This window comes from Piscicoccus intestinalis NBRC 104926 (assembly GCF_001515525.1).
Classification (GTDB): domain Bacteria; phylum Actinomycetota; class Actinomycetes; order Actinomycetales; family Dermatophilaceae; genus Kineosphaera; species Kineosphaera intestinalis.
The window spans coordinates 1-2443 of sequence record NZ_BCNQ01000258.1 but is presented as its reverse complement, the minus strand read 5'-3'; the positions used below and the strand labels follow the sequence as shown (position 1 = coordinate 2443).

The following is a 2443-nucleotide window of genomic DNA, read 5'->3' as shown; positions in this document are numbered from 1 at the left end:
CGCGGGTCGGCGAACGGCAGGGCGCCCACCGCGACGTCGGGGTCGGTCATCGCCCGCAGCACGCGGGCGGCGGCGGCGAGCAGGTCGCGCGCGCGAGCCGCGGGAAGGACGTCGGGCCGGTAGCTGAGGATGAGCCGGGTCGAGACGTCGGGGTGCACGATGAACGTCGCCGGGTAGTGGGTGGCGTCGCCGCCGTCGATGTCGACCAGCCCGACCCGAGCCGACAGGTCGTCGAACGACGCGTCGTCGGTCGGCGTGTTGCGCATGACGTAGAGAGTGTCGAAGAGCGTGCCCACGCCGGCCTCGGCCTGGATCGCGCCGAGCCCGACGTGGTGGTGTTCCACGAGGCGGGCATGCTCGCCCTGCACCTGCTGCAGCAGCTCCCGCACGCTGCCTCCCGGACGGATCAGTACGCGCTGCGGCACGGTGTTGAGAAACAGGCCGACGATCTCGTCGACGCCGGGCAGGTCGGCCGGGCGCCCGGAGACCGTCGTGCCGAAGACCACGTCGTCCGCGCCGAGCAGACCGCGCAGCAACAGCCCCCACAGCGTGGAGTAGACGGTGTTGAGGGACACGGCGCAGCGCCGGGCCAGGCCGCGGACCGCCTCCGTGAGTTCGGGCCCGAGATCGAGGTGCGCGGTGTCGGGAAAGACCGCCTCCGCGTCCGGATCGGGTTCGGCCAGCAGGCTGCCCGACTCCAGCCCGGACAGGGCGCGCCGCCACGCCGCGGCATCGGCCTCGGTGTCACGGGTGCGCAGCCATCCCAGGTAGCGACCGAACTGCGGTGCAGCAGAAAGAGTCTCATCGACACCGCCGGCGGCGATGTGGCGCAGCAGCTCGACGACGAGCAGCGCGTCGGACCAGCCGTCGAGCACGATGTGGTGATTGGTCACGACAAGATGCACGCCGGCGGGGCCGCAGTCGACGCCGACGAATCGGATGAGCGGCGGGGCGTCCATGTCGAACCGGCGCTGCCGCTCGGAGACCTCGATCGCCGCGAGCCGCTCGCGGGCCGCCGGCTCGCTGCACCCGGCGAGGTCGACGGAGCGCCACGGGGTGCGGACCTCGTGCGGCACGAACTGCACGGGCCGGTCGAGCAGCGTGGCGGAGAATCCGGCGCGCAGCGCGTCGTGGCGGTCGAGGACGGCGCCGCACGCGCGCTCGAGCACCCCCAGGTCGGTGCCGGGCGCGAAGGCGTAGGTGGATTGCATGGAGTACACGTCGAGGCCGCCCTCGCCGGAGACGGCGTGGTACAGCAGGCCCTCCTGCAGCGGCGCCAGCGGCCACACCTGCGCGCGAGGCGCGGGCCGCTCGGGCCGCTGGGTGGGCTCGGTGGGCTCGGAGAGCTCGGTGGGCTCGGTGGGCTCGGCCGCGGTGGCTGGTGTCGTGTCGATGCTCATCTACAGGTTCCTCAGCAGGTCGTCGAGGGCGGCCGCGCCGGTCGCGTCAAGGTCGATCAGCGCCGCGCCCGGGTCGTTTGGGTTCGTCTCGCGTCCCGTCGTTTCCGTGGTGGTGCAGTTGGATTCGCCGCCGGATCCGGTGTCGGGTCCGCCGGGTGAGAGCTCGCGACCGGCGACGGGCGTGGCGACGGGTGTGGACGGTCCGGTGGGAGCGGCGCGGGTGACGCGCTCGGCGAGGGCCCGCGGTGTCGGCGCGACGAACACATCGCCGGGGCGCACCGCGAGCCCGCGGTCCCGGGCGGCGGTGACGAGCGACATCGCGAGGATCGAGTCGCCGCCGAGTGCGAAGAAGTTGGCGTCGGCGTCGAGCCTCCTTCCGGGAGCGAGCAGTTGGGCGAACACCGCGGTGAGTGCGTCGATGTCGTCGCGCGACCCGGCTCCGGCCGATCGCGGCGCCGGTTCGCTCGGTGAGCTTGTCGCGCCCAGGGATTCGGCGGCCACCCGGCGCAGGTGCGCGGCCGGCGCGTCCGAGCCGGTGTGCCCGAGCTCGGTGAGCACGGCCCGCACCGCGTCCAGCAGCCCCTGAGCGGCCGCGGTGGACACGACCGCGGGGTCGTGTTCGAGGCGCAGTCGGGTGTCGGGGCCGTCGGTCTCCACGGTCAGACTCAGCGGGTAGTGGGTGGCGTCGGCGCCGTCGAGGGCGGTGATCTGCAGGCCGGCGCGCGCGGCGCGGGCGTGGGCGTCGCCGGTCGGGTAGTTCTCGACGACGAGCAGCGAGTCGAACAGCAGTCCGCGACCGAGCGCCGTGCTCAGCGCCGCCAGCCCCACCGGCGGCTCGACGAGGGCCGCGGCCGTCTGATCGGCCACCGCGCGCAGCGCCGTTGCGGCGGCGCCGTCGAACGCGACGAGCAGGGGCACGGTGTCGGTGAGCATGCCGAGCAGCGGCGGCTCGCCGCCGGCCGCGTCGGAGCCGGGTGCGTCGTCGCGGCCGGAGACGACGGTGCCGGTGATGGCGTCGGGCCGGCCGCTGTAGGCGGCGAGCG

General features: G+C 74.3%; 2 protein-coding genes. Both read right to left on the bottom strand.

Features of this window, described 5'->3' with window-relative positions; genetic code table 11:
• A partial coding sequence (locus tag PINTE_RS20945) for a condensation domain-containing protein (RefSeq protein WP_245643096.1) occupies window positions 1–1400 on the bottom strand: 1400 nt, incomplete at its 3' end.
• Window positions 1401–2443 (bottom strand): phosphopantetheine-binding protein (locus PINTE_RS20940; protein ID WP_217996676.1); only part of this gene is annotated, 1043 nt, incomplete at its 5' end.